This is a genomic window from Geodermatophilus sp. SYSU D00742, assembly GCF_054049935.1.
The window spans coordinates 122,309-146,446 of record NZ_JBJGYJ010000010.1 but is presented as its reverse complement, the minus strand read 5'-3'; the positions used below and the strand labels follow the sequence as shown (position 1 = coordinate 146,446).

At 75.0% G+C, this 24,138-nt stretch carries 18 protein-coding genes; 6 read left to right on the top strand and 12 right to left on the bottom strand.

Features of this window, described 5'->3' with window-relative positions:
* Positions 1-85: 85 nt before the first annotated feature.
* The 4 genes from ACI78V_RS09650 to ACI78V_RS09635 form a co-directional block, all read right to left on the bottom strand.
* Entirely contained in the window at positions 86-1,474 is a 1,389-nt protein-coding gene (locus tag ACI78V_RS09650) for an MFS transporter (RefSeq protein WP_456850663.1), read from the bottom strand.
* Positions 1,475-1,832: 358 nt separating this feature from the next.
* Positions 1,833-3,437: an AMP-binding protein gene (locus ACI78V_RS09645; RefSeq protein WP_456850661.1), complete on the bottom strand. Its 1,605-nt coding sequence runs from the start codon at positions 3,435-3,437 to the stop codon at positions 1,833-1,835.
* A 138-nt stretch (positions 3,438-3,575) separates the two neighbouring features.
* Entirely contained in the window at positions 3,576-4,055 is a 480-nt protein-coding gene (locus tag ACI78V_RS09640) for a hypothetical protein (RefSeq protein WP_456850660.1), read from the bottom strand.
* Between the two features lie 245 nt (positions 4,056-4,300).
* Positions 4,301-4,801, bottom strand: a complete 501-nt coding sequence (locus ACI78V_RS09635) for a single-stranded DNA-binding protein (protein WP_456850658.1) — start codon at positions 4,799-4,801, stop codon at positions 4,301-4,303.
* A gap of 291 nt (positions 4,802-5,092) precedes the next feature.
* Between ACI78V_RS09635 and recD2 the strand changes: the two genes are divergently transcribed.
* The 4 genes from recD2 to ACI78V_RS09615 all read left to right on the top strand — a co-directional run bounded on the left by recD2 (position 5,093) and on the right by ACI78V_RS09615 (position 10,759).
* The gene (recD2, locus tag ACI78V_RS09630; RefSeq protein ID WP_456850656.1) at positions 5,093-7,345 is read left to right on the top strand and encodes an SF1B family DNA helicase RecD2; all 2,253 of its coding nucleotides are present in this window, start codon (positions 5,093-5,095) and stop codon (positions 7,343-7,345) included.
* A 292-nt stretch (positions 7,346-7,637) separates the two neighbouring features.
* Positions 7,638-7,937: a hypothetical protein gene (locus ACI78V_RS09625; protein ID WP_456850655.1), complete on the top strand. Its 300-nt coding sequence runs from the start codon at positions 7,638-7,640 to the stop codon at positions 7,935-7,937.
* 330 nt (positions 7,938-8,267) lie between these two features.
* Positions 8,268-9,713 carry a hypothetical protein gene (locus ACI78V_RS09620; RefSeq protein ID WP_456850653.1) on the top strand — a complete coding sequence of 482 codons (1,446 nt, stop codon included), beginning with the start codon at positions 8,268-8,270 and terminating at the stop codon, positions 9,711-9,713.
* Positions 9,710-10,759: a PD-(D/E)XK nuclease family protein gene (locus ACI78V_RS09615; RefSeq protein WP_456850651.1), complete on the top strand. Its 1,050-nt coding sequence runs from the start codon at positions 9,710-9,712 to the stop codon at positions 10,757-10,759. The genes ACI78V_RS09620 and ACI78V_RS09615 overlap by 4 nt, the downstream gene beginning before the upstream one ends.
* 60 nt (positions 10,760-10,819) lie before the next feature.
* Here ACI78V_RS09615 and ACI78V_RS09610 read toward each other — a convergent pair whose 3' ends face one another.
* Both ACI78V_RS09610 and ACI78V_RS09605 read right to left on the bottom strand, forming a co-directional pair.
* On the bottom strand, positions 10,820-11,365 hold the full coding sequence (locus ACI78V_RS09610) for a hypothetical protein (RefSeq protein ID WP_456850649.1): 546 nt from the start codon (positions 11,363-11,365) through the stop codon (positions 10,820-10,822).
* Positions 11,366-11,663: 298 nt separating this feature from the next.
* The gene (locus ACI78V_RS09605) at positions 11,664-12,887 is read right to left on the bottom strand and encodes a hypothetical protein (protein ID WP_456850648.1); all 1,224 of its coding nucleotides are present in this window, start codon (positions 12,885-12,887) and stop codon (positions 11,664-11,666) included.
* Between the two features lie 178 nt (positions 12,888-13,065).
* Here ACI78V_RS09605 and ACI78V_RS09600 point away from each other — a divergent pair, with 178 nt between their 5' ends.
* A complete protein-coding gene (locus ACI78V_RS09600; RefSeq protein ID WP_456850647.1) occupies positions 13,066-14,067 on the top strand; it encodes a site-specific integrase in 1,002 nt (333 codons plus the stop codon).
* Positions 14,068-14,287: 220 nt separating this feature from the next.
* On the top strand, positions 14,288-14,560 hold the full coding sequence (locus ACI78V_RS09595; RefSeq protein ID WP_456850645.1) for a hypothetical protein: 273 nt from the start codon (positions 14,288-14,290) through the stop codon (positions 14,558-14,560).
* 53 nt (positions 14,561-14,613) lie between these two features.
* On the opposite strand, the gene ACI78V_RS09590 is transcribed toward ACI78V_RS09595, so the two are convergent.
* The 6 genes from ACI78V_RS09590 to ACI78V_RS09565 all read right to left on the bottom strand — a co-directional run bounded on the left by ACI78V_RS09590 (position 14,614) and on the right by ACI78V_RS09565 (position 23,894).
* Positions 14,614-15,525: a DUF4231 domain-containing protein gene (locus tag ACI78V_RS09590; protein WP_456850644.1), complete on the bottom strand. Its 912-nt coding sequence runs from the start codon at positions 15,523-15,525 to the stop codon at positions 14,614-14,616.
* Between the two features lie 169 nt (positions 15,526-15,694).
* Positions 15,695-18,511, bottom strand: a complete 2,817-nt coding sequence (locus ACI78V_RS09585) for an NB-ARC domain-containing protein (RefSeq protein WP_456850643.1) — start codon at positions 18,509-18,511, stop codon at positions 15,695-15,697.
* Positions 18,508-21,099 (bottom strand): tetratricopeptide repeat protein, encoded by a 2,592-nt coding sequence (locus tag ACI78V_RS09580; RefSeq protein ID WP_456850641.1) that lies wholly within the window; start codon positions 21,097-21,099, stop codon positions 18,508-18,510. Before ACI78V_RS09580 ends, ACI78V_RS09585 begins: the two co-directional genes overlap by 4 nt.
* Before the next feature lie 230 nt (positions 21,100-21,329).
* Positions 21,330-22,376 (bottom strand): hypothetical protein, encoded by a 1,047-nt coding sequence (locus ACI78V_RS09575; RefSeq protein WP_456850639.1) that lies wholly within the window; start codon positions 22,374-22,376, stop codon positions 21,330-21,332.
* Between the two features lie 4 nt (positions 22,377-22,380).
* The gene (locus ACI78V_RS09570; protein WP_456850638.1) at positions 22,381-23,073 is read right to left on the bottom strand and encodes a hypothetical protein; all 693 of its coding nucleotides are present in this window, start codon (positions 23,071-23,073) and stop codon (positions 22,381-22,383) included.
* Entirely contained in the window at positions 23,067-23,894 is an 828-nt protein-coding gene (locus ACI78V_RS09565; RefSeq protein WP_456850636.1) for a hypothetical protein, read from the bottom strand. The genes ACI78V_RS09570 and ACI78V_RS09565 overlap by 7 nt, the downstream gene beginning before the upstream one ends.
* Positions 23,895-24,138 lie beyond the last annotated feature (244 nt).

The following is a 24,138-nucleotide window of genomic DNA, read 5'->3' as shown; positions in this document are numbered from 1 at the left end:
CCCCCCCCCCCCCCCCCCCCCCCCCCCCCCCCCCCCCCCCCCCCCCCCCCCCCCCCCCCCCCCCCCCCCCCCCCACGACGGTGGGTCAGGGGGTGGGGTCGGGCAGGGGCCGCGCGCGTGCCACGGGCAGGTCGAGGGCGGACGTGGCCTCACCGGGCAGCGGCGGCGGCGGCGCCGGCTCGGGCTCCGCGTGGATGCGGACGTCCTTCGACAGCAGCACCGGGATGATCGCCAGGAGGAAGACGACGCCGCCGACGATCCAGAGGGTGTCGAGCTGGTTGAGGCCGCTCGCCGAGCCGTTGATCCAGCTCCCCGACGCGTTCACCAGGACGTACCCGAAGGCGACCTGCAGGCCGGCTGCCACACCGTTGAGGGTGCCGGTCAGCTCCGGCTTGGCCACGCCCAGCCAGTAGGTGTTCAGGCTGCCCCAGAACAGCGGGTCGACCATGAAGCCGAGCATCCCGATGGCGAACAGCCAGGCCAGCCACGGCAGGTCGAGCAGGCCGGCGGACAGGAAGCCCACCGCGCCCAGCGCGGCACCGAGCACCATCGGGGGGCGCAGCCGGCCCCGGAACGGGCCGGCGACGGCCCGGCCGTGCCCGAAGGCGTAGAGGATGACCGGGACGGCGGCCAGCGGGGCCACGTAGGTCACCACGTCGGGGTCGATGCCCTGCAGGGTGATCAGGCCGTAGGTGCTCCACGTCCCGATGAGCCAGGTGGGCGTGGTGGCCAGGGCGCCGGCGACGACCATGAACAGCACGCTGCGCGACCTGAACACCTTGGCGATGTCGCGCAGCGGGACGTTGGCCCGGGCGGCCTCGTCCCGGCCGACGTTGATGTGGGCGAGCTCCTCGGCGCTGATGCCGGGCAGCTGGTCGGGGCGGTTCCGGGTGAGCACCACGATGGCGACGATGGCCGGGACACCGAGCGCCGAGATGACCAGGAACGCCACCTCCCAGCCCCAGGCGGAGGTGATGGGCAGCGCGACCAGCGGCGCGACGACCGACACGATCATCAGCGAGGCGACCCACGCCGCGGTCACCTTCGCCGTCTCGATCGGGGCGAACCAGACGGCGAGCATCCGCTGGCACGGGGCCCACAGGAAGCCGAAGAAGACGCCGAAGAGCATGTTGCGCCAGTACATCTCGTCGACGGTCGTGACGAAGGCCATGCTGCCGCCGAGCACGGTGACGCCGGTGAGGCAGATCAGCAGCATCAGCCGCGGCCCGATCCGGTCGGCGAGCACCCCGGCGAGGAAGAGCATCGGGAAGTAGCCGAGCAGGTACGACGCCGAGATGCTGGCGATCTCGGCGGGGCCGGCCCCGAGGTCGGCTGCCCAGAAGGGTGTCAGGACGCTGAACTTGGCGGTGTCCAGCCACACCACGAAGTTCGTGTACAGGACGGCGTAGAACACCCACCGCCGTTTCCCGTCGATCTTGATGGACGGTCGAGCCGCCCCTGTCGTCACGCTCACTCCAGCTCCTGCCCGCATGGGACCGCGACTCGACGCGTGTCCGTGGAGGTGTCCGCCCTGCTCGGCGGTCGGGAGGAACTGTGGAGTGGGTCACAACCAGCGACAATGGAACCGTGTCCATGACGCAGCCCGTCCGGGTGTGCGTTTCCGTCGCGGACGGGGAGCCCTCGCCGCGATGCCGCGGCCGGCCCCTGCCCGGGGGACGGGCACCGGGAGACGCCACGGAGGACCCGACAGGTCCGTTGGGCCGGCGGCCGGCGCCCCGCCGACGACCTCGCCGTCGGGCCCCGGTGGTGGGCGGAGTGGCCCCCGCACGCCCCGCGCGCCTCGTGCAGCGAGGCCCGGGTGTCGGGCGCGGTCAGGCCTGCGCGGTGTGCCGATCCGCCGAGAACTCCGCACGCAGCCGGTACTTCTGGATCTTCCCCGACCCGGTCAGGGGGAACCCGTCGACGAACCGCCAGTGCCGTGGCGTCTTGTGTGGCGCGAGGTGCTGTCGGCAGTGGGCGACGAGGTCGGCCTCCGTGGGGCGCGACCCGGCCGCCGGCCGGACGAACGCGGCGACCTGCTCACCCCACACCGGGTCCGGTACCCCGACGACGGCCACCTCGGCCACCCCGGGATGGGCGAAGAGGACGTCCTCGATCTCGCGCGGGTAGATGTTCTCGCCGCCCCTGATGATCATCTCCTTGAGGCGGCCGGCGATCCGGCAGTAGCCACGCTCGTCCATGGACGCCAGGTCGCCGGTGTGCAGCCACCCGTCGCCGTCGATCACGGCCGCGGTCTGCTCGGGCGAGTCGAAGTAGCCGGTCATCACGTGGTAGCCGCGGGTGCACAGCTCGCCGACCCGGCCCGGGGCCACGGTGGCGCCGTCCGCGGGGTCGACGATCCGCACCTCGGTCGCCGGCAGCGGGCGGCCCAGCGTCTCCGCCCGGTCGTCGGCCGCGTCGTCGCTGCGGGTCATGGTGATGCCGGGCGACGCCTCGGTCTGCGCGTAGATGATGTGCATCGGCACCCCGAGCGTCTGCTCCATCCGCCGGACCAGCAGCGGCGGGACGGGGGCGCCACCGGACAGCGCCCACCGCACCGACGAGGTGTCGGTGCCGGGCAGCGCGGGGTGCGCGAGCAGTGCGAGGAGCATGGTGGGGACACCGGCCACCCCGACGCTGTGTTCCTCCTCGATCAACCGCAGGTGCAGCCCCGGGTCGAAGGAGGGCATGAGCACCTGCGTGCCCTGGCTCGCGACCGCCGACAGCGTGGCCAGGACGCAGCCCGCGGTGTGGAACAGCGGCATGGCGTTCACGGTCGCCTCGCCGGGGCGCATGTCGAGGGTCTCGACGTAGGCCAGCCGCGCGTTGTTGGTGATCCCGCGGTGGTGCAGCACCGCGCCCTTGGGCAGCCCGGTCGTGCCGGAGGTGTACTGGATCTGCGCCGGGTCGTCCGGGGACACGGTCGGCAGCACCTCGGTGGGCGTCCCGGAGGCGCAGAAGCGGTCCCAGTCGTCGAACAGGACGCTCTCCCGCAGGTCGGGCAGGTCCGGTTGCACGGCGGCGAGGGTGTCGGCCATCGGGTTGCCCCGGTAGTCGTGGAGCAGGAACAGTCCGGACGCGCGGGACTGGCCCAGCACGTGGCGGAGCTCGTCGGCGCGCAGCGCGGGGTTGACCGTGACGAGGGTCAGCCCCGCCAGCGCCGCGGCCATCTCCAGGACGATCCACTCGGGGATGTTGTTGGCCCACACCGCCACCCGCTCGCCCGGGGCGAAGCGGCCGAGCAGCGCCCGCGCCGCCCGTTCGGACTCGGACGACAGGCGGTCGTAGGACCACCGGCGGCGTTCGGTGCCGGCCACCCCCTCGACCAGCGCCGTGGTGTCCGGGACCCGCTCGGCGGTGCGTCGCAGCAGGTCCCCGACGGTCTCCTCCCGTACCGACCCGGTGCGTTCGGCGGGCCAGTACGCGCTCGTCAGCACGGCGTCCCCCTTCGTCACGACCCGGCTATCGACGATCGTCCGGGCGCCGCCGCCGGTCCTCCACGGCCCTTCGTCCCGGCCGGCGACCGACGTCGCGGGCCGGCCGGGACCGGGACGGACGGCGGTGGGCCGCCGCCATCAGGCCATGGCGCCGGCCGGGGTCTCCTGCCGTGGGATCGACGGGACGCCGGCGCCCGTCCACGCCCACATGGTCCAGTGGTAGCTGCCGTCCTCGTCGACCTCGTACTCGATGACGTCGGCCACCTCGGCCAGCCGCCCGAGCCGGCCGGTCGCCGTCGGGCAGGAGCCCCAGACCCCGAAACTGGCCTGGTAGCCGGGGCCGGTCTGGCGGCCCACGCCGCCGCCGACCCAGTCGGCGACGTCGCCGTTCGTGGCGATCATGAGCACGTGGCCCTCACCGGCGAGGACGCCCCCGGGACGGAACGTCTGCCGGTAGGTGCCGGTGTCGGTGATCTCCTGCCCGAGGAGGGTCCCCCGGCCCTGGAAGGACACCTCCAGCCACACCTGCTGCCCCTCGGAGGGCAGGACCCGCACGACGGTGAACTTCCCCGAGGACTCGCCCAGTCGATCGCCCAGCATGGCGTCCACCTCCTCCACGTCAGCTCCCGGCCGGTCCCGGCGGGGAGCGGACGTAGTCGGTCTGCTCGTTCGGGATCGAGGCGGGGCGGGGGCGCCGTCGGACGAGTCGGTGGTCCGTGCACCGCCGGACGTCGTCACGGACGTCCCCGGCAACCGCCTCGGGCATCCACCGGTGCCGGGGCGCCGCTGGACACCGACTCCAGCGTGGTGCCGGTGGCGCGGACGGGCCAGGGCCGGAAGGCACTCCTCCACCGGGGTGGAGCTCAGAAGGGCGGTTCCTCGCCGGCGGCGCCGACCGGCGTCGCCCAGGGATCGGCCGGGGCGCGGCGCCCGGCCTCGGCCCGGTCGTCGCCCGCGCCGTTGCCGCCGCCGAACCCGTTGCCGGGGCCACTCCCGGACCGGGCGACCTTGACGACCGACGCCGTCGCGTAGCGCAGCGACGGGCCGATCTCGTCGACCTCCAGCTCGATCACGGTGCGCTTCTCGCCCTCCTTGGTCTCGAAGGACCGCTGCCTCAGGCGCCCCTGGGCCATGACCCGCGAGCCGCGGGTGAGGGACCCGGCCACGTTCTCGGCCATCTGCCGCCAGCAGCTGCAGCGCAGGAAGAGTGCGTCGCCGTCCTTCCACTCCTGGGTCTGGCGGTCCAGGGTGCGCGGGGTGGAGGCGATGGTGAAGTCGGCAACCGCCGCTCCCGAGGGCGTGAAGCGCAGCTCGGGGTCGCTGGTCAGGTTGCCGATGACGGTGATGACTGTGTCGCCGGCCATGATCCGGTCCTCCGTGTCGTCGGTGCATCGCTCGGGTGAGCGTCTGGAGGCTAGGGGGACCTGCCGACAGTTCCGTGCCTGCCGGGGTCGCAGGCACTCCGCCGGGCGCCGCGTCCCGGCCGCCGCCACCCGGTGTCGGCGCGCGGCCCGACCGGGGGGCGGTGCGCGGGCCGCCCCGGGGGCCGCGGCGGTCGGGGTCGCCCGCGTCACGGACCCGCACCGAGGCCCCCGAGGTGTCCCCGGTGCGTGTGACCATCGGAGGGCGGAGGGTCCGGTGGCGGAGGGACGGCGGTGGCAGAGGCGCGGACGGCGACGGTCCTGGAGGCGACGCTGGAGCGCGTCACGTTCGCCAACCCCCAGACCGGCTACACCGTGGCCCGCGTGGACACCGGGCGGGGCGGTGACCTGGTCACCGTGGTGGGCTCACTGCTGGGCGCCCAGCCGGGGGAGACGCTGCGGCTCCGGGGGCGGTGGGGAGCGCACCCCCAGTACGGCCGCCAGTTCCAGGTCGAGGACTACACCACCGTGCTGCCGGCCACGGTGCAGGGCATCCGCCGCTACCTGGGTTCGGGCCTGGTCAAGGGCATCGGCCCGCGACTGGCCGCGCGGATCGTCGACCACTTCGGCACCGACGCCCTCCAGGTCATCGAGGAGCAACCGGCGCGGCTGGCCGAGGTGCCGAACCTGGGCCCCAAGCGGACCCGGCTGATCACCGCGGCCTGGGAGGAGCAGAGGGCCATCAAGGAGGTGATGGTCTTCCTGCAGGGGGTGGGGGTCTCCACCTCCCTGGCCGTGCGGATCTACCGGCAGTACGGCGACGCCGCGATCGGCGTGGTCCGCGCCGAGCCCTACCGGCTGGCCGGCGAGGTGTGGGGCATCGGGTTCAAGACGGCCGACACGATCGCCGCCGCGGTGGGGATCCCGCACGACAGCACCGAGCGGGTCGAGGCGGGGCTGCAGTTCGTGCTGTCCGAGGCGACCGGGCAGGGGCACTGCTTCCTGCCCGAGACCGAGCTGGTCGCCCGGGCGGTCGAGATGCTGCAGGTCCCGGCGGGCCTGGTGGGGCACTGCCTGGCGCTGCTGGTCGCCGACCAGGGGTTGGTCCGGGAGGAGTGCCCGGGCGCGGACGGGGAGCCGCCGACGGTGGCGTTCTACCTCGTCCCCTTCCACCGGGCGGAGGTCTCCCTCGCCGCGGGGCTGAGGAGGCTGGCGGCCGCGGACACCGACCGGATGCCGGCCTTCGCCGGGGTGGACTGGGACGCCGCGCTGGCCTGGCTGCACCGGCGCACCGGCGTGGAGCTGGCGGCCGGCCAGCAGGAGGCGGTGCGCCTGGCGCTGACCGAGAAGGTCGCCGTCCTCACCGGTGGCCCCGGCTGCGGCAAGAGCTTCACGGTGCGCTCGATCGTCACCCTCGCCGCGGCCAAGGGCGCGCGGGTCGTGCTGGCCGCCCCGACCGGCCGGGCGGCCAAGCGGCTGACCGAGCTCACCGGCGTCGAGGCGGTGACCGTGCACCGGCTGCTGGAGCTGCGGCCGGGCGGGGACGCCGCGTACGACCGGGAGCGGCCGCTGCAGGCCGACCTGGTCGTGGTCGACGAGTCCTCGATGCTGGACCTGCTGCTGGCCAACAAGCTGGTCCGGGCCGTACCGCCGGGCGCGCACCTGCTGCTGGTGGGCGACGTCGACCAGCTGCCCTCGGTCGGCGCCGGGGAGGTGCTGCGCGATCTCCTGGCCGAGGGCACCCCGGTCCCGCACGTGCGCCTGACCCAGGTCTTCCGGCAGGCCAGCCGGTCGGGGGTGGTGAGCAACGCCCACCGGATCAACGCCGGCAGTGCTCCGCAGGTCCGCGGCCTCGACGACTTCTTCCTCTTCAGCACCGACGACGCCGAGGAGGCCGCCCGGCTCACCGTGGACGTCGTCGTGCGGCGGATCCCGGCGCGGTTCGGCCTCGACCCCCGTCGCGACGTCCAGGTGCTGACCCCGGTGCACCGCGGGCCGGCCGGCGCCGCCGCGCTGAACGAGCTGCTGCAGGAGGCGCTCACCCCGGCGCGGCCCGACCGGGCCGAGAAGCGCTTCGGTGGGCGGGTGTTCCGCGTCGGGGACAAGGTCAGCCAGATCCGCAACGACTACGACAAGGGCACGAACGGGGTCTTCAACGGCACCCAGGGCGTCGTCACCGCCATCGATCCCGTCGCCCAGACGCTCACCGTCGTCACCGACGAGGACGAGGCGATCGACTACGACTTCGGCGAGCTCGACGAGCTGGTGCACGCCTACGCCGTCACCGTCCACCGTTCCCAGGGCAGCGAGTACCCCTGCGTCATCGTCCCGCTGACCACCAGCGCCTGGATGATGCTGCAGCGCAACCTGCTCTACACGGCGGTGACCCGGGCCAAGCAACTGGTCGTCCTCGTCGGCTCGACCCGGGCGCTCGGCCAGGCCGTACGGGCCACCGGCTCCGGACGCCGGCACACCGCCCTGGCCCACCGCCTCCGCGCCCGGCGACGCTCGCCCGACCACGCCGAGCCGGTGCCCGCCACCGCCTGACCGGGGGCGACCGGGGCCGTTGCTCCGGACCCTCCGCGTCGCGGCTGCTCCCGGCGCCCGTGGGCGGCGCACCCCGCGCGGCCCCCGTGTCGACCGGCGGGTCCTCGAGCGGGCCCCGCCGCCGTCGACGGGTGCTGTCCCGCCCCGTCGGCGGGCGGGGTCGGGCGGTCGGCGTGCGACGGCCCGGGGGCGCGCGCCTCCGGGGGCTGGCGGCGGCGGGGCGGCGCAGCTCACACCCCTGCTGGGACGAAGTGCCCTGGGACAGCCGCGGATCGCCCCGGACCGTGGTCGCGTGAGCCGAGACGAGGCCGAGCACGGTCGGTCCTGGCCTGACCCGGGTCACCGGGCCGGCCGGGTCGAGCGGGAGTACTGGACGGTCGGCGCCGATGCGGTCGCGCCCCGGCCCTGGGAGCAGGAATGGGTCGACATGCCCGCCGGACGCCTGCACGCGGTCAGCGGCGACGGGCTCGTCGTCGGCCGCGCGGTCTGCCTGGCGCCGGTGACACTGCTCGACCCGTTCGACTGGGCGTGGCCCGACGACGGCGACCGCGAGTGGCCGCTGTGCGGCACCTGTCTCGCGCTGACCGACTGACGTCCCCACCCGTCCGCACGCACGGCGGGCAGGCCCCGCAGCAGCAGGCGGCGCGCGGAGTCGGCTGACGAGCACCGGACCCGAGGACCCGATCGACACCCGGTCGACGTCGGGCCCGCGCGCCGCCCGGGTCGGGACGGTGACGGGTCGGCGCGGGTGCGGGTGCGGGTCGGTTTACGCCCACAGCGAACGGCCGACACGCCGACCGGGGCCCTGAGCTGCGTGTTCACCGTCATGCCGCGAGGTGCTTGCGGAAGGGCGCGCGGATGTGTCAGTACCCGTTCCTAGCGTTCGGGTCGACATCTTCCCCGTGTCGGCAAGGAGCTCACGATGGCCATCTCCGGCCTCAACACCCGCAAGCCCACCGGCCGCGTGCCGTGGCCGTGCATCCTCCTCGAGGGCGAGGAGAAGGCTGGGAAGAGCTGGGCGCTGGCCCAGCTCAGCACCAGCGCCCGGATCGGTGCGCTCTACTGGATCGACCTCAACGAGGGTGCCGGTGACGAGTACGGCGCCATCCCCGGCGCCACCTACGAGCTCGTCGAGCACGACGGCTCCTACGCCCAGGTGCTGGCCGCCGTCCAGGCCGTCAAGGCCGAGGCGCGCCGTGCCGCCGACGCCGGCGAGCCGCCGGTGGTCCTCGGCATCGACACCGGCTCGGCGATCTGGGACGGGCTCAAGGACTGGGCGAGCGCGCGCGCCGCGACGTCCGCCCGCAACCGCGAGCTGCTCAAGCGCGATCCCAACGCCGAGATCGTCATCAGCCAGAACCTGTGGAACGACGCCGGCGCCCGCTGGCGGAAGCTGCAGACCGAGCTGCTGACCTTCCCGGGCATCGTCGTGGTGACCGCCCGTGGCAAGGAGGTCACCGAGGTCGACGCCAACGGCCGCCCCGTCGAGGGGCAGAAGACCTGGTCGGTGCAGACCCACCGCGAGTTCCCCTACGCGGCCAGCGTGTGGGTGCGGCTGCGTCGTGGCCGGCGCCCGCTGATCATCGGCGCCCGCAGCGTCCACGTCGGCATCAAGCCGAACGACGACCCGGCCAAGGAGGTCACCGACCCGGCGGCCAACGGCCGGCTGCTCGAGTGGCTGGTCTTCGACGCCCTGAAGTGCGACCCGGGCACGGCCCACGTCCGTGACCTCGTCGCCTTCCACGGCGGCGGGCTGCTCGAGCACGAGCACGCGGAGGAGGCCCGGACCGGCCGGGCCGGCCGGCGCGGCGAGCCCGACGTCGCGGACCTGGTCGCCCGGATCCAGGACGCCGAGGACGACGACGACCTGCGCGACGTGTGGGGCGAGGCCAACCGGGCCGCGCTGCTCCAGGTCGACGTCCCGGGCCCGGGCGGCTCGTACACCGTCGCGGAGCTGATCCAGGCCCGGCACGAGGAGTTCCTCGAGGCGGCGGTGGAGGCCCACCCCGCCGGTCGCCGCAAGGCCCCGGCCGCTCCGCCGGCGCCCACGACGCCGGCGGCGGTGGTCGAGGCCGCGCGGGCTGCCGCGGCGGCTGCCGCGCCGCGCCCCGAGGGTGCGACCGCGCCGGCGAACCCGCTGCTGGAGGCCTCGCCGACCCCGGACGACCCGCGGGAACGGCGGCTCACCGCCGCCCGCAAGGGCGTGCTCGCCAGCCTGGAGAGCCTCGGCGTGACCGACGAGCAGATCGCCGAGCGGTTCGGCCGGCCGGCCGAGCACGTGGCGACGAGGCGGCTGACCGCGCTCGTCCGCGACGTGATCGCCACCCAGCGGGCCGGCCTGGCGGGGCAGCAGGAGATCTCCGCGTGACGGCGGTCCTGCCCGCCCGCGCCAGCGCCGCCGAGCGGCGGGCCGCCCCGAGCCTGGCGGCGGCGGTCCGTGACCTCGACCGCCGCCGGGCCCGCTCCCGCCAGCGGATGATCGGCGCCTCGGAGCTCGGCGAGTGCCGGCGCCGGGCGGCCTACCGGGTCGCCCGGCGCCGGCCGACCAACACCCGCACCGGCCTGCAGGCGTTCATGGGCACCGAGCTGCACCGCGGCGTGCTGCGCGCGCTGCGCCGCCAGTACGGCGGGCTCACCGAGGTCGGGCTCAAGGGCGAGCAGGTCAAGGGCCGCTGCGACTGGTTCCACGCCCCGGTCGTCGAGGACCTCAAGACCACGTCCCGGTTCGGGTTCGAGCGGATCCTCACCCGTGGGGTGCCGACCAAGCACTGGTTCCAGGTCGCCGTCTACGCCTGGCTGCTGCGGACCGGGCAGACCTCCGACCGGCGGCTCCCGGCCGGCACCGGGCAGGAGGTCGACGGACTCCGCATCCGCTACCTCTCCCGCGACTCGGGCGAGGACGTCGTGTTCGAGGCCGACGCCGACCCGTCGCTGACCGCCGAGGCGATCCTGTGGCTCACCGACGTCTACGCCACCGTGGAGGACGAGGGCGTCGACGCCGTCCCCCGCGACGGGTTCGGGCCCGGCGTGGACACCATGTGCGACTGGTGCCCGTTCCTGGACCTGTGCTGGGGGCCGCCCGTGGACACGGAGGCGGAGGGCGACGCCTCACGCCAGTCCCGGCTGACGGTCACCGACCAGGACTACGTCGAGGCGGTCCACGACTACGACGCGTGGCGGGCGGCCGAGAACGAGGCGAGGCGCCACAAGGAGTTCGCGCGGGAACGGCTGCGCGGCCGATCCGGGCCGGCCGACGACCTCCACTGCGAGTGGTCCGGCGGCGGCCTGCGCACGCAGGTCGACAAGGACGCCGCGGTGGAACGGCTGGCCGAGCTGGGCGAGGTCGTGCCCACCCGCCGGATCCGCAGCCCCCGGACGATCCGGGTCACGCGGAACGGCACCCGGCCGGACTGAGGGTCCGGACGGCGCGGCTCGGCCCGAGGGGCGGGCCTCCGGGTCGGGCGCGGCCGAGGGTCAGCTCGCCCCTCGGCGCACCTGCTGCTGGTGCTCGGCGACGGCCTCACGGCCCGCCACCGTCGCCTGGGCCTCCATGTCCAGCCCGTCGAAGGTCTCCTCGACCAGCTCCAGGCGCTCCCACCAGGCCCGCACCGCGTCCGGGTCGGCCAGGTCCGACGGCTCCAGGGCCAGCAGTCCCCGGATCGCCACGTCGGTCGCCTGGAGCACACCGGAGTCGTCGTCCGGAGAGCGTGCCCGGGCCGCCCAGAAGACCTCCGCCCACAGCGCGGCGATGCCGGGGTTCCCGCCCGGGGGCACCTGCACCGGGAAGGCCTGCCGCCGGGCCCGGGCGAGCGCCACCAGCCGCAACGTCAGCAGCCGGCGCACCTGCCGCAGGAACTCCGGAGCCACGGCGACGCGTGCCCGCGCCGACGGGGCGCCGATCAGCCGTGCGCACGCGGCGGCCACCTGCTGCCCCGCCCGTTCCGTGCGGTCCCACAGCTCGTAGCCCGTCAGATCGGCGAGGGCACGGGGCGCATCCTCCGCGTCGAACCCGTCGGTCACGCCGGGAACGCTAGAGCCTCCTGCCGACAGGTCCCGGGCGCCTCGCGGTGGCACCCGCGGAACGGCGGCCGTGACCGGCGGCGTCGGATCGCGGTCGTGAGCGTGCCCGGCGGCGTCCGGGCGGGCGCGACCGGGGCCGGGGAGCCCCGGACGGCAGGCCCCTGCCCGGTGTCGTCCACGCCAGGCACGGGCGTCGGCACCGCCGGAGCCGGCTGCGCAGCGGGCCGCCGCGCGCACCGTGGGTGCACGCCCCACCGACGGCCGCCCGGCGCACTCGCCCGCGGGACGCAACCGGCCCTCAGCCGGCCGGGCCCGGCGGGGAGGGCGGGGTCGGCGTCGTCCCCCCGTCGGGCCGGGCTCGGGCGCCCGCCCCGTCGTCGCTCCCGGCCGGTGGCGTGGCGGTCGCCGCCGCCGCCGGTCGGGCCCGGGCCGCGGCCGCGTCGGCCAGTGCCCGGTCCCGCGCCTCCTCGGCCCGCAGGCGGTCCCGCCGACTCTCCTCGGCCCGGCGCTCGGCGCGCTCGGCGCGGGACTCCTGGGCTCTGGCCTGCTCCGTGGCGGCGGCAGCCCGGGCCGCTGCCGCCTGGACCCGGCCCTCCGCGGCGGTGGTCTCCAGCCGGAGGGCCGCCTCCGCCTGCTCGGCACGGCGGGTCGCCTGCGCTGCCTCCGCCCGCGCCCGTCCGGTCTCCGCCCGGGCCACGCGTTCGGCCTCCACCGCCCGGTCCCGCGCCGACTCCGCGGAGACCGCCCGCTCCCGTGCCGTCGCGGCGTCGGCGTCGGCGCGCTCCCGCGCCTCCGCCGCGCGGGCCGCCTCGGTGCGGGCCGACTCGGCGTCGCGCACGGCCGCGTCCCGCTCCCGTTCGGCGTCGTGTCGCCGGGCCTCGGCCGCGCGTGCGGCCGCTGCGGCCGCGTCCGCATCGGCGCGCGCCTGCTCGGCGTCGGCGCGCGCCTGCTCGGCGTCGGCGCGCGCCTGCTCGGCTCCGGCGTGTGCGGCCTCGGCCGCCTCCCGGGCGGTGGCCGCCTGGTCCCGGGCCGCGGCTGCTGCCTCGCGGGCGGCGGCGGCGTCGGCGTCGGCGCGGGCCGCGACCTCGAGGGCCTCCCGCGTCGCCCGCTCGGCCACCGCCCGCACCCGGTCCGCGTGGGAGGCGCGCTGCTCGGCCTCGGCGACCTCCCGGCGGGCGTCGGTGCGGACGGCAGCTCGCTCGGCCTCGAGCACCTCCGCGTCGGCGGCCCGGCTCAGCACCTCACGGGCTCGGCCCACCTGCTCCTCGATCGCGCCGAGGGTGTGGCGGAGCCGGTCGGCGATCCCGGTCAGCGTCTCCGCGGCCTGCGCTGCCGGCGGGACGGCGGGGTCCTCCGGGGCGGCGGGCACCGAGCCCGCGGCCTGCGCCCGGCGGGCGGCGAAGGCGGTGGAGCGGTTGTGGTCCGGCCGCGAGCAGTAGGACGAGCGCCCTCCGGTGGGCGGGGGCGGGGCCACGGGGCGCTCGCACCCCGGATAGGTGCAGGTGCTCGTCACCGCCGTCATGGCGACCATTGTGCGTCCGTTCGCCCACACGGGCGGGCGGACGGACGAACGGACGACCGATGCCACCCGTCGGACCACACCGATCCGGGCGCCGGACACTCCATAATCAACTGTTATGGAGTCCGAACCGGCGGCGGCCGCGACGCCCACCGCAGCCCCGCGCGGGGGAGTCCCGGCCGTGACGACCGGGTCGGCCGCGCCCGCGGTGCCCGGAGCCACCGACGGGGGTCTGGTGCTCCCGGGGGACGTCGAGTCGGTGGGGCGCTACCTCACCGCGGCCAAGGCCGACTCGACCCGGAGGGCCTACGCCGCGGACTTCCGCGCGTGGTCGGCCTGGGCCCGGCAGCGCGGCTCCACCCCGCTGCCTGCGGCCGACGCCGCGGTGGCGGCCTACCTCGCGGCGCTCAGCGATGCCGGGGCGAGCCCCCGGACCGTCGCCCGGCGGCTGTCCGGCATCGCGCACGCGCACCGGGAGGCCGGGCACCCCAGTCCCTCCGAGCACCCCGGCACCCGCGAGGTCCTCCGGGGCATCCGCCGCGCGGCGGCCCGCGGCGGCCGTCGTCCCAAGAAGGCGCGGGCGCTGGACACCCAGACCATCCGTGCGCTCGTCGAGGACCTCCCGCCCGGCGTGGCCGGCCTGCGCGACCGGGCCCTCATCCTCACCTCGTTCGCCCTCGGGCTCCGGGCCTCCGACGCCTGCGGGCTGGACGTGTCCGACCTGGCCCCGGCCGGGCACGGCGGCCTCGACGTCACCGTCCGGTGGTCGAAGACCGACCAGGAGGGCGCCGGCGAGGTGCTGGCACTGGCGCCGGGGGTACGGGCGCAGACCTGCCCGGTCCGCGCCCTGCAGGCGTGGGTCGATGCGGCCGGTCTCGCCGGCGCCACGGGGCCGCTGTTCCGCAGCGTGGGGCGAGGCCCGCAGCCCCGGATCGGCCGGACGCGGATGGCGCGGTCGTCGGTGCGGCTCGTCCTGCGTCGTGCCGCCGAACACGCCGGCGTCCCGCTGGACGGGCTGAGCCCGCACAGCCTGCGCCGGTCGTTCGCGACCGAGGGCTACAAGGCCGGTGTCAGCGAGCGCGAGCTGGCCCGGACGGGCCGGTGGGCCTCGGTGACCACCCTGCGGGGATACGACGCCAGCAGCCGCTGGGCCGATCCGGCGTCGGCCCGGCTCGGTCTCTGAGCGGCGCCGGGTCGACCCGGCCGCGAGACGGTGGACGGCGCCGCGTCCGCGTGTACGCCCGCCCCGCGCACCCGTGGCACGTCCTGGGACCGGGGGCGGCAACCGTCGCACCCTGGTGTCATCATCGAACACACGTTCGTACGACCGTGGCCGGCCCCGCCGCCGACGAGGGGCACCCGGGGCCGGTCACGCGGTCGGCCCGATGCCCCAGGAGGTCCCGATGGCCACTGTCTCGACGTCCCACCTGCCCGCCGGGGAGCTGGTCCTGACGACTCCCGTGGTCGGCACGGACTTCGGCCTCCCCCTGGTCCGGCCGACCAGGTCCAGGCAGGGCAGCCAGGTGCGGGTGGTGCGCTCGCACTGCAGGGCGCACGGGGGAGTCGTCGTGTGGTTCACCGACGGCACCAAGACCCCGCCGCTGCACGGGCGCACGGCCTGGGTCGTCGCGGAGCACGAGCCGGGTGCGCACCGCCCTGCGCGCGTGGTGGCGTGACGCGCGATCCCGCCACGGCGCAGCGCGCTCGCAGGGCCGTGGAGTCCGGCCGGCTACTGGTGGCCACGGTGGCCGCGCCTGGCCAGCCAGAGGGTGTGTTCCCGGGAGACGGCGTCCTCGGAGTCGCTCACGAAGGTCGGCCAGTCGCTGTCGTCGACGTGGTCGATCCGGTCCCGGATGATGCCCAGTTCACGGGCGGTGATGCGATAGGCCGAGACGAGGGTCCGGTTCTGGTCGAGCTGGTTCCAGGCGATCGCCGCCGACGCACCGGAGGCCGCGACACCGAGCAGGTCGATGTCGATCACACCGAACATCCGCAACGCCGCCGCGAGCACACCGGCGGAACTGGCCAGCGCGGTCACGGCCACCCACGTCCTGGCTGCCCGGTCGTGGTCGTCCGCCCGCTGCGTGTACCAGGTGATCTGGGCGTCGAGGCGATCCCGCTTGTAGACGGCGCGGCGGTCGGCGGACGACGCCGCGCGCACGGCCGCCATCCCCGGCGTCAGCTCGGTGTCCTCCGGTGACGTCGGGGCGAGTTCGAGCTCACGGAGCTCGTGCAGGACCTCGGCGAGGCGGGCGAGGTACCGCGCGGCTGCTTCTCTCTCGTCGAGGCCGCTCGGGAAGGGATGGGCACCGACGGCGTAGCGCCACGCCAGGGTCCGTACGGACTCCGCAGCCGCTCGTCCGCGGTACCAGGCCGCCTCCGGTCGCAACAGCAGGCGCGTCCCCAGGGACGCCAGCGAGACCAGGAACAGGCACCCGGCCAGGCCCGCGAGGACGTCGATCTGTGCCGGTCCCACCCGCAGGCTCTGGACCCCGGCCGCGCCGGCCAGGACGAGGGCGAGCAGCTCGACGCGGACGAGCACCTTGGTCCTGCGCTGGCCGCGGGCCGAGAGATCCGCGGCGCTACGGCAGATCGCGGGCAGATCGGATCTGCGGAGGCCTGGGGACGTGCCGATGGTCATCGCCGATCCGAGGTGGTGCCGGTGTGGGTGTCGAGCGTATCGAGGTCCGGGCCGGCGCCCGGTCGGGAGCGCCGGAGCCCGCCGTGGTGACGGTGGTCCCGGCGGTGCCGGCACCGGCCACCGGTGTCGACCGGTCGATGGTCCTGACCTCGCCGCGCCGCCCGTGCGTTCAGGCCGAGCCCGGGCGGCCGGGGACCCGGGGCCGGAGGCGCAGCTGGAATGCGGCGGGGTGGCCCCCGGTCGCGATGACGATGCCGCCGTCGGTCCAGCTGATGTCGGTGCACTCGTGAACTCGCTGAGTGCTGACACACCGCGCCTCGCGCCAGTTCCACAGCCGGAGCTCGCCCAGCTCGTCTCCGCTGAGGAGGAAGTCGCCGTCCGGCGAGAACGCCATGGCCGTGACCCACGCCCGGTGCCCGTGGAGGTGGGGGAGGGGGTCGCCGGCGGAGGTCCACCGCCGGATGTGCGCCTCGTCCCCGGCGGCGACGACCGAGCCGTCGGCCGCGAACCGCACGCACGTGATCCAGCCACCTGCCGCTGCCTCCAGGCGGTCGAGCGGCCGGAGCGTCTCGGCATCCCACACCAGGACCGAGCCGTCGTCGGACGCGCTGGCGATCCGCCGCCCGTCGGGGGAGAACGACACCGTCCGCACCCATCCGCCGTGCTCGGCCGCCGACGCCCGGTGGTGCGCGCCGGCCGGCGCCTCCCAGACGTGGACGCGTCCGTCGGTTCGTCCGGCGGCGGCCAGGAGGTCACCGGCGGGCGAGAAGGCGACCGTGCGCGTCCTCAGCTCGCGGTCACGGAGGACCACGTCGGTGTCCCGCACGAGGAGCAGGCCGCCGTCGCCGCCCAGCGCGATCACCGCCGGATCCGGGGAGATGGCGATCGCCGTCACCGCCCTCCCCCCGGGCAGGTCGGCGACGAACTCCCCGGCGCGGTCCAGGAGGACGGCGCCGCGCTCCCCGCCGCAGGCGATGCGCGTGCCATCGACCGACGAGGCGACCGCGGTGATCCGGTGGGACGGGTCGGGTCGGTCGTCGCCCAGCCGGCCCCAGCGCACCGTCAGGTGCACGTCGGGCAGCAGCGGGTCGAGCTGATCGGCGGTCGCGGCGAGTCCGGGCGATGCCTGCAGCCACAGCCGCATCGTCGCGGCGACGTCGGCCGTGCGGTCGAGGTCGTCGAGGTGTGCGGAGTGATCGGCGAGCCAGCGGTGCACCGCACCCAGCCGCCCGTCGTCGGGTACCAGGCCGCGGGCCCGGCCCAGGTCGTGGTCGACCCGGTAGGTGCCTCCCACGCTGATCCGCTTGGCGAGGAACCGAGGGTCGCCGTAGGTGTCTTCGACACCCCGGCTGTCCCCCGCGCCGCGGAGGTGGTGGAGCAGGTGGTCCCAGAGGTACGGCTCGTCCTCCGCGAGCTGCCACCACCCCCGGGAGGGCTCGACCAGCGTGTCGCGATAGACGGCGAGGAGGTCGTGGTGCCGGGTCGCGAGCCGGGTGCCGTGCAGCTGCAGGTACTCCAGTACCAGGTCGTGCAGGCGGACGGTCCGAGCGGATCGGTCGTAGGCGATCAGCTCGGCGACGGTCAGCTCGGTCAGGAGTGCGTGGGTCCGGGGATGCGAGGTGCGCCAGTACCGGGCCACGACCTGCACGGGCAGGGCGACGTCCGGTGGGAAGACGGCGAACGACATGACGGCGCGGCGCACCTCCTCGGTCAACGAGGACACGCGGAGCTCGATCGCCTTGAAGGTGTCGGCGTAGGGATGGGCCCCGAAGATCGGCCGGCGCCGCGTCAGGGCGTCGCGGACCTGACGCCAGGACCGCCCTGCCCGCACCGTCGCGGCGACGAGGCCGACCGCGAGGGCGACGTTGCCCACCTCGTGGAACGCCTGGAGGGCCGCCTCGTCCGGCAGGGACCCGTCGAGCACACCCGCAGCCAGGGCGAGCGCCTGGTCATCGGTGAGGGCACCGACCGCTTCCAGCTGCGCGGACACCGCGCGCAACGCCGCGGGATCGCGCGCGGTGTAGAGCACGCGCCCCCGCGGTCCGACGACCCGGAAGGCCTCTGCCGCGGCGACGGTCCACACGTCGTCCACGACGAGCAGCACCTGCTGGTCGGCGAGCACCTGCTCCAGCCGCTGACAGCCTTCCCAGATCGAGTGGATGACCGGGCCCTCGCTCCCCAGGCGGAGGAGGAGCTCCTGCTGCACCGCGGCGAGATCCGCGTCCTGGCCGACGGTGACCCAGTGCACCGCCGTGAACCGCTCGAGCACGCGAGGGTCACGCGCCACCTGTGCGGCCAGGACGGACTTGCCGACGCCGCCCGCCCCCTGCGGTCCGGTCCCGGTGATGCCGACCGCCCCGGTCGAGGACTCCGCCGTGAGGTGGGCGACCACCTGGTCACGCTCGTCGCGCGGGACGAGGCTGCGGGGCAGCTCCGGAACGCCGTCGAGCTCCGCCGGGCGGGGCGTCGTCGCCAACGCGTCCGGAGCCGGCGCGTCGACCTGGCGCCGTTCCGGCGGAGTCCCCGCTGACGGGAGCAGCAACTCCCTGACCCCTCGGGCGACCTCGGTGAGCCGCTTCGTCCGACCCTCGCGGCTCAGGGAGGACAGCGGCTCGTCGCGGCGCTGGTCGTGCGCCCAGGTGATCGTGGTGAGCAGCGGAAGGGCGTCCCATGTGCAGTGCTCGACGAGCATCGGGACCAGCGTCACCTCGTGCCGCAGGAGAGCGGGGAGCTCGACCTCCCGGATGAACCTGGAGTTTAGGAACGCCTGGCTGACGAGGAGAACGGCGACCCGCGACCGGCGGATGGACTCCTCGATGACGCGTTCGAAGTCGTCACCTGGCTTGATGTACTCGTCGGTCCAGACCTCGCACCCGCGGTCCTGCGCGTAGGGCGTCAGCCAGCCGACGACCTCGGTCACGTACGTGCGGTCATCGCTGCGGCTGTAGCAGATGAAGATCCGGTCCCTGCGGTCGAGCGGGATCATCCGTCGAGCCTGCGGCGCCGCACCTGGTCGAGCGCGGCCCTGGCCTCCGCCACGTCGGTGGCTCCCGGGGCCAGCTTCGCCGTGCGGACGTGGTACGCCCTCCGGAGATCGGCCTCCGCCTCGTCGAGCCTCCCTGCGGCGAGGTGGGCCAGACCTCGGCGGTAGACGGTCTCGACGGTCCACAGGTTCTCCGGGCCCAGCAACACCTCCTGCTGTGCGAGCACCTCGCTGAACTGCTCGGTCGCTGCGTCGACGTCACCTCGTTCGTACGACACCCGGGCGAGCAGGGTGCCGGTCCCCAGGACCTGGTCGTTCGTCCGGTCGCCGTACTTCCGCTTCAACCGGTCCCGCAGGTCGGTCAGCCTCCGCTCGGCCGCCGCGAGGTGCTCGGCGCGGTTCGCCGGGTCGCGCCGGGCGGCGTCCAGCTCGTTGCGGCCCAGGTGCTGCATCACGACGTGGGTGAGGTAGTGGTTCGGCCCGAGCACGCGCCTGCGTCTGGCGAGGACGTCGGTCCAGATGTCCACGGCGCCCTGGTGGTCGCCCATCCGGTAGAGGGTCCCCGCCAGCTGGTTCCGGGTGCTCAGCACGTCCCTGTGCGTGTCCCGCTCATCGGGGTGCAACAGTCCGCGACGCCCCTCCTCCACCGCACGGAACTGGTCCCGGGCGGGCGTGAGGTGGCCGCGGTCGCGCAACACGACGGCGAGCTGGTTGCGGGTCTGCAGCGTCTCCTCGTGGTCCTGCCCCAGCAGCCGGACGCGATGTCGCAGGACCTCCTTGAAGAGGGTCTCGGCCTCCTGGGAGCTGGGGCGCAGAGCGAGCGCGAGATTGTGCTGCACGCTGAGCAGGAGCAGGAACAGGTCGCCGTCCTGCCGACCGTTCAGCTCGGCCTTCAGCAGCGCGATCACGCGGCGGAACTCGTCGATCGCCTCGCTGTGCCTGCTGCTCAGCCGCAGCACGCCGGCGATCCGGTTGCGCGTCGTCATGGCCGCGATCTCCGCACGCTCCCCGGTCGAAGCCTCGTGGACCTCGAGGACCTCGCGGAAGAGTGCCAGGGCGTCGTCCCACTCCTCGAGGTCGCGCAGCACCCGCGCGAGGTCGGTCTTCGCCTGGACGGTCTCGACCGCGGCCGGCCCGTACCGCACCCCGCAGGTGCTCACGACCTCGCGCAGCTGCTCCACCGATCGGTGGTGCAGGCCCACGCGGTGCGCGTACCAGGCCGCGCGATGCGCGGCTTCCAGGGCCCGACCGAGCATCGGGTGCTCCACGGCGACCTCGGCCTCGTGGAGGCAGAAGTGCAGGGTCTGTGCCACGTGCGGTGCCCACGCCCGCCATCGCGGCCACGTGGAGGCGTCCTCGGCCTGCAGCCCGTCGACGGCCTGACCCGTGACCGACTCCAGTGCGGCCGCGTATGCCGTCATCGAGGTCCGGAAGTCCGCGGAGGCGCGGCTGGCGTCGCGGACGAGGTCGTGCAGCACGACGGAGCGGTCCGCGGCCGGCTCACCCGGGGCCCCGTCCTCCCGCAGCCTGGTGCGCTCCGCCGAGCCGGTGGATCGCTCCAGCAGCCCCAGCCAGACGAGTGTGGCCGCCGTGTCGACGATGTCGGCCGTTCCTGCGCCGCCGGTGACGGATTCCTCGCCCTCCGGTGCCGGGAAGCCGTCCAGCGGGATCGGGTGGGCCGCCATCGCGGCCATGAGCCGCAGGACGGGGCGTGCGCAGCTCCGCCGCCCGGTGGCCCGTCCGGTGGCCTCCAGCAGGTCGAGTGCGAGCTCGGACGTCGCGCGCACCAGGCGGGCCTCGCGGGTCAGCCCGTCGCAGGCCGCGGCCTCGGCGCCCAGCCGGTCGTCGAGCCGGGCCCGGTACGCGTCGAAGGTCACGGTCTCACCGGACGCGCGCAGGTCGCCGCGATGCTCGGCGGCCAAGCGCAGGTGGGCGGCCGCCACGCTCAGCACGAGCGGGAACCCCTCCAGGCGGGCGCTCAGCGCCCGAGCGTGCTCCCGTCCGCCCAGCTGCTCGGTGTACCCGCCGGTACGGTCGATCAGCATCTGCGCGCCGTCCTCATCCGACAGCGCGAGGACGGGGAAGGTCTGGTACGGGCCCCACCGCCCGGGATCGTCGACGCGGGTCGTCACGACGACGAACCCGTGCGGGCCGGACGGGATCCGCAGCCACGACCCGTCCTGGCGGTCCTCCTCGGGTTCCAGCACGGCCGGGTCGTCGACGTTGTCGAGCACCAGCAGCCAGTCCTGCTCTGCCGAGTCGAGCACCTGCCACGCCGAGTCTGCGGGCGCCGCGACGTTCCAGTCGTCGTCCAGGGCCTCCTCGCTCGGCAGGAGCCGGCCCGCCGCCGCGCGCATCCCGGCCTCCAACCGGTCACGATCGTGGGCGGACACCCACAGGACGGTCGCGCCCGCGCGCTGCGCCTCCGCGGCGATGGCGAGGGCCGCCGTGCTCTTGCCGTACCCCCCGTCCCCGTGCAGCACCGCCACCCGCTCGGTCCGCCCGCGGATGAGCGCCGCGACCGACTGCAGCACGTCGGCCCGGCCACGGATCGGCGGATCGCCAGGCCATCGCCCGGGCTCGGCGCTCACCTCACCACCTGCTTCCGACCGAGCATGACCGGCGGCGAGTCCTCCGCCGACACGGGGCGCAGTACCCGGGTGGACGGGACGAGGAGCCGTCCGAGCGTGTGCCCGCGGGTGGGTCGTCCATGGATCGCACAGCGTGCCGCCCCCTGTCAGCGGTGTCGGGAGGTGGACTCGACGGTGCCGCCGTCGCCTGCCGTCCAGTGCCTGGCAGTGGACGAGCCGTTCGACCCGACTCAGGCAGTCGGCGGACGTGCCCTGGTCAGCTCCTCGACGGCGCGCTCGACACCGGCTCGGCCCCATCGTCGCACCAGCGCGTAGTAGAAGGCCGGCACCGACGCCGGCGTCCAGCTGTCCCGGCGGGCAGGGTCGAGCACCATCGCCAGGACCGGCCCCGGAGCGAACTCGACGGTGTCGTGCTCGGAGTGCTCCCACGGGTCGGCAGAGCCTCGGGACAGCCGGTCGGAGAGTTGGTCCCACGTGAGCGAGTGGAGACGGGCGACGAAGAGCGCGACCCACTGGTGGACGGTCGTGGCGAGGCCGACCGAGAGGAGCTCCAGCGAGTACTCGTGCTCGTCGACCGCCAGTTCCTCGTCCATGCCGCGCCGAGCGAGACCGTAGATGCTGGGGGGCGCGTCCGGTGCTCCGTCCATCCCGCGCGACAGCCCTTCCGACACCGCGGCGCTCCACAGGCCCGGCTGCACCGCGACCCCCTCGCTGCGGCGCGAGACGACGAGCAGGTCATCGGCGGTCACCACGGCGACGTGCGCGCCCAGACTGTTCGCCATGAAGTCCGGCATCTCGCGGAGGGAACGCCCGGCGAGGTAACGGCTGCGCGGGGTCGTGCCGTCGTCGAACGGACGGTCGACCTGCTGCGTCGTCCGGAAGTTCAGGTAGTCACTGTGCCTGAGCCGGATGCGCAGGACCGGCTCCTCCCGGTCGCCGCTGCGGCCGGCCGAGCAGGTCACCACGGCGTAGCGGGCGCCGTTCCACCTGCCCGCCGCCTCGAGTGCGGCCCCGGCCTCCGCGCGCCACGCTCGCAGGTCCGCCGGCAGCTCGACATCGGTCGGGTCGACCGTGACGCTCACGTTCTCCTCCGGGATGACCCGGGAGCCGTCGCCGTCCACGCCGACGTACCCGGTGCGGAGCGGCCCGATGCGGAAGCCGGGCAGCTCCGGCGCCCGGTCGGGGTCCGCCGGTGCGACCGGGGTGCCGGGACCGTGACGCAGCAGTGAGCCGAGACGCTCCCGGACCAGGCGCAGGCCCCGTCGTCCTCGTGTCACGAACTCACCTCGGACTCGGCCACCACGGTGACTGTGCGGGTACGGCGCCGTCGCCGCCAGTCCACACGGGCGGTTGCGCACGCAGCTCAGGAGCCGCGGCCAGCTGGTACGTGCCCAACAGGTCGAAGTCGATCATCGGGATGCGGTTCTCCCGCACGAGCCGGAACGACGTGATCCGTTCGGTGAGGTCCAGGGGGATGCTGTCGGCCTTCGCCGAGAGCTCGTCGATCTCGCGTACCTCCCGGTACCGGGCGATCGAGGTGTGCACGATCCGCGGCGGACGCTTCGTCTGGGGATGCAGCATGACCCCCGTCACGAAGTCCTCCCTGATCCGGCCGAACGTCCCGTCGTCCGTCCCTCGCAGGATGATCGCGTCCGTGCCCACGACGACCTGCTGGAAGCGGACGTCGATCGGTGGGCAGCTCTCCAGCAGTGGTCGGAGGCAGCCGTCGAACTGCGGCCGCACGCGCGCGAACAGCTCCGAGCGTCGCTCGTCGTAGGGCACCAGGGGGGCGATCCAGTCGAGCAGGGTGATGTGCAACGCCTCGGGCGGGGTCATCCACAGCAGGCCCGGCGCGACCTCCGACAGCAGTCGCTGGACACGCCGGATCTCCCCGAGGGCGCGGTCGGACAGCCCGGTGTTGACCATGTACCCCTCGACCTGACGGAACAGGTCGTGGTTCGGCCTGCTCAGCACGTCCCACCCCGCTGCACCGCCGGGACGGCGAACCGGACGTACGCGCGATCGTCGAAGGACGCTCTGCCGATCATCCAGCCCTTGGTCGCGGGTGGCTCCTCGATCAGCAGGGGGTCGCGGTCGAGCCGCGTCCGCAGCCCTGCTTCGGCTTCGGCGAGTGTGGGGGCGGGCTCGGGGTAACCGTCGCTGGTGATGACGACCTCGCACGCGTGGGCGGGGAGGTCGACGACGTCCAGGAACCCCTCCGGTACCGGGCGTCCATCGATGGCGGCGTTGACGTAGTCGGACACCTCGCGGTTCCGGATCCCGACGAGGGAACGCAGGACGCCGTAGACGGCCGCCCGCCCCTGGTCCTCGCGCCGGAGGTCCTCCACCGGGACGCCGTCGGCCAGCAACGCGTGCAGTACGAGCGCCCGGGCCTGGGCCACCACTCCCTCTCCCCTGGTGCGGGCGGGAACCACCTGCCCGTCGATCAGGACGTTCGCCTCACCGACCCGCCACACCTGCCGCGCGCCCAGGTGCACGACGGCCAGGGCAGCGGCGGAGCCCTCCCCGGGAGCGATGGAGGACCCACGGAGGATGGTCGCGACATGGTCGGTCAGCCGGGCGACGGCGTCGCCGGCCGCGATGTCCGGCGGCATCCCGCGGAGGAGGTCGGCGAGCTCGGCAGCGATCCGCTGACCCGTCGGACCGTCGGGCGCGTCCCACGGTTTGGCCGTCGCGCCGTCCACGATGCCGACGACCCCGGGCGAGTCGACGATCACGTCCGCACACTCGGCACCCGCCCCGACGAGGTTCGACTCGATGATGCGGATCGACATGATGCTCACTCCTCCACCACCCGGGGCCCGGCGCCGGTCCCCGGCCTCGCGGCGACCGACGAGTCTGTCAGATCCGTCGGCTACCGCCGCCCCGGGAACAGGGAGCCCGGCCGTGTCCACCGCGGCGGGCCGCATGCTCCCGACGCCCGGGAGCGGGAGGCGGCAGGGCGCACCGTTCCCGGCTCCGGCGCAGGAGGACCGGTGATGGGCAGGTCCGGGACCCCGGCACCGTCCGACGTCCACC